Below are 3,011 nucleotides of genomic sequence, written 5' to 3'. Positions count from 1 at the left end.
GGCGGGCACTGCCGGTGTTCTGCGCGTCGCTGCGCGCCGCGGAGCCGGGGCTGCTCGAGGTTCTCGGCCAGGTGGACGCGCTGGTCGTCACGGTGCTCGCCGCGGGTGGCAGCCAGCCGGCGGCGGTGGGCGCGGGCGGCGACGACGAGGCCTGGGACGTTGGTGCTCTGGCAGCCCTCGACATCCCGATCCTGCAAGGGCTGTGCCTGACCGGCGGCCGGGAGGCGTGGGCCGGCTCGGACGACGGCCTGTCCCCGCTGGACGCGGCCACCCAGGTCGCGATCCCCGAGTTCGACGGCCGGCTCATCACCGTCCCGTTCTCCTTCAAGGAGGTCGACGAGGACGGCCTGACCAGCTACGTCGCCGATACGGAACGGGCCGACCGGGTCGCCGGCATCGCCCTCGCCCACGGCCGGCTGCGCCACATCCCACCGGCGCGGCGCCGGATCGCGCTGATGCTGTCCGCCTACCCGACGAAGCACGCCCGCATCGGTAACGCGGTCGGCCTCGACACCCCGGCGAGCGCCGTCGCACTGCTGCGGGCGATGCGCGACGCCGGCTACGACATCGGCCCCGCCGACGGCCCGGACGCGCTGCCGGGCGTGGCGGCCGGCGACGGCGACGCCCTCATCCACGCGATCATCGCCGCCGGCGGGCAGGACCCGGCGTGGCTGACCGAGGAGCAGCTCGCCGGCAACCCGGTGCGCATCACCGCCGCCGCCTACCGTTCCTGGTACGCCACGCTGCCCGCCGACCTGCGCGAGGCCGTCGAACGCCACTGGGGCCCGCCGCCCGGCGACCTCTACGTCGACCGCTCCCACGACGACGACGGCGAGATCGTGCTGGCCGCCCTGCGCGCCGGCAACGTCGTGCTGCTCGTCCAGCCGCCGCGCGGCTTCGGCGAGAACCCGGTCGCGATCTACCACGACCCGGCCCTGCCGCCGAGCCACCACTACCTGGCCGCCTACCGCTGGCTGTCCGCCCCTCCCACGGCCGACGCCGACGCCGACGTTACCGGCGCTGGTGCTGGCGCGGCCGCGGTCGGCAGCGGCGCCACCGGGTCCGGCGGCGGGTTCGGCGCGCACGCGCTCGTCCATCTCGGCAAGCACGGGACGCTGGAGTGGCTGCCCGGCAAGACGGTGGGGATGAGCGCGTCCTGCCCGTCGGACGCGGCGCTCGGCGACCTGCCGCTCATCTACCCGTTCCTGGTCAACGACCCCGGCGAGGGCACGCAGGCCAAGCGGCGCGCGCACGCCACCCTCGTCGACCATCTCGTCCCGCCGATGGCCCGCGCCGAGAGCTACGGCGACATGGCCCGTCTGGAACAGCTGCTCGACGAGCACGCGTCGATCGCCGCGATGGACCCGGCGAAGCTGCCGGCGATCCGCGCGCAGATCTGGACGCTCATCCAGGCAGCCCGGCTCGACCACGACCTCGGCCTCGCCGACCGCCCGCACGACGCCGAGTTCGACGACTTCCTGCTGCACGTCGACGGCTGGCTGTGCGAGGTGAAGGACGCGCAGATCCGCGACGGCCTGCACGTCCTGGGCCTCGCCCCGACCGGCGAGGCCCGGGTGAACCTGGTGCTCGCGATGCTGCGCGCCCGCCAGATGTGGGGCGGCACGCACAGTCTTCCCGGCCTGCGCGAGGCCCTCGGCCTCACGGAGGACGCCGGCGCCGCCACCCGCGCCGACGTCGACGCCACCGAACGCACCGCCCATGCCCTGGTCACCGCCATGGAGCGGCACGGCTGGAACCCCGACGCCGTCCCCTCCGCCCTGGACGCCGTCCTGCCCGAGCCCGCGGACCTGCAGGCTCCGGACGAGCGGCGGGAGGCCGTGGGCGCGGTGCTGCGGTTCGCGGCCACGGAGATCGTGCCGCGGCTGGCCCGCACCACCGACGAGATCACCGGGGTTCTGCACGCCCTCGACGGCGGCTACGTGCCGGCGGGGCCGAGTGGTTCGCCGTTGCGCGGGCTGGTCAACGTGCTGCCGACCGGCCGCAACTTCTACTCCGTCGACCCGAAGGCCGTGCCCAGCCGGCTCGCCTGGGAAACCGGCCAGGCGATGGCAGCCTCGCTGCTGGAGCGCTACCGCGCCGACACCGGGCGCTGGCCCGAGTCGGTCGGCCTGTCCGTCTGGGGCACGTCGGCGATGCGGACCTCCGGCGACGACGTGGCAGAGGTACTGGCCCTGCTCGGGGTGCGGCCGCTGTGGGATGACGCGTCACGCCGACTGCGTGGTCTGGAACCCATCGACCTCGCCGAGCTCGGTCGCCCCCGCATCGACGTCACCGTGCGCATCAGCGGCTTCTTCCGCGACGCGTTTCCCCACGTCGTGGCGATGCTCGACGACGCGGTCCAGCTTGCCGCCGGCCTCGACGAGCCCGACGAGGACAACTTCGTCCGCGCCCACGCCCGCGCCGACCTCGCCGTCCACGGCGACGAGCGGCGCGCCACGCTGCGCATCTTCGGCTCGCGACCCGGCGCGTACGGCGCGGGCCTGCTGCCGCTCATCGACAGCCGCAACTGGCGCGACGACGCCGACCTCGCCGAGGTCTACGCCACCTGGGGCGGCTACGCGTACGGCCGCGGCGTCGAGGGCACTCCCGCCCGCGAGGACATGGAGACCGCCTACCGGCGCATCGCCGTGGCCGCGAAGAACGTCGACACCCGCGAGCACGACATCGCCGACTCCGACGACTACTTCCAGTACCACGGCGGCATGGTCGCCACCGTCCGCGCGCTGACCGGCCGCGCCCCCGCCGCCTACATCGGCGACAGCACCCGCCCCGACGCCGTGCGCACGCGGACCCTGAACGAGGAGACCTCCCGGGTGTTCCGCGCCCGGGTCGTCAACCCGCGCTGGCTGGCCGCGATGCGCCGCCACGGCTACAAGGGCGCGTTCGAGATGGCCGCCACCGTGGACTACCTGTTCGGCTACGACGCCACCGCCGGCGTGGTCGCCGACTGGATGTACGAGCGCCTCGCCGAGACGTACGCCCTCGACGCC

1 protein-coding gene is annotated in these 3,011 nt (G+C 74.7%); it reads left to right on the top strand.

What is annotated here, in order from left to right; all coding sequences use genetic code 11:
• Positions 1-3,011 (top strand): cobaltochelatase subunit CobN (locus C1A33_RS23100; RefSeq protein ID WP_101833461.1); only part of this gene is annotated, 3,011 nt, incomplete at both ends.

It is taken from the genome of Frankia canadensis (assembly GCF_900197875.1).
GTDB lineage: Bacteria > Actinomycetota > Actinomycetes > Frankiales > Frankiaceae > Frankia > Frankia canadensis.
This window is presented reverse-complemented; position numbering and strand designations above follow the sequence as displayed.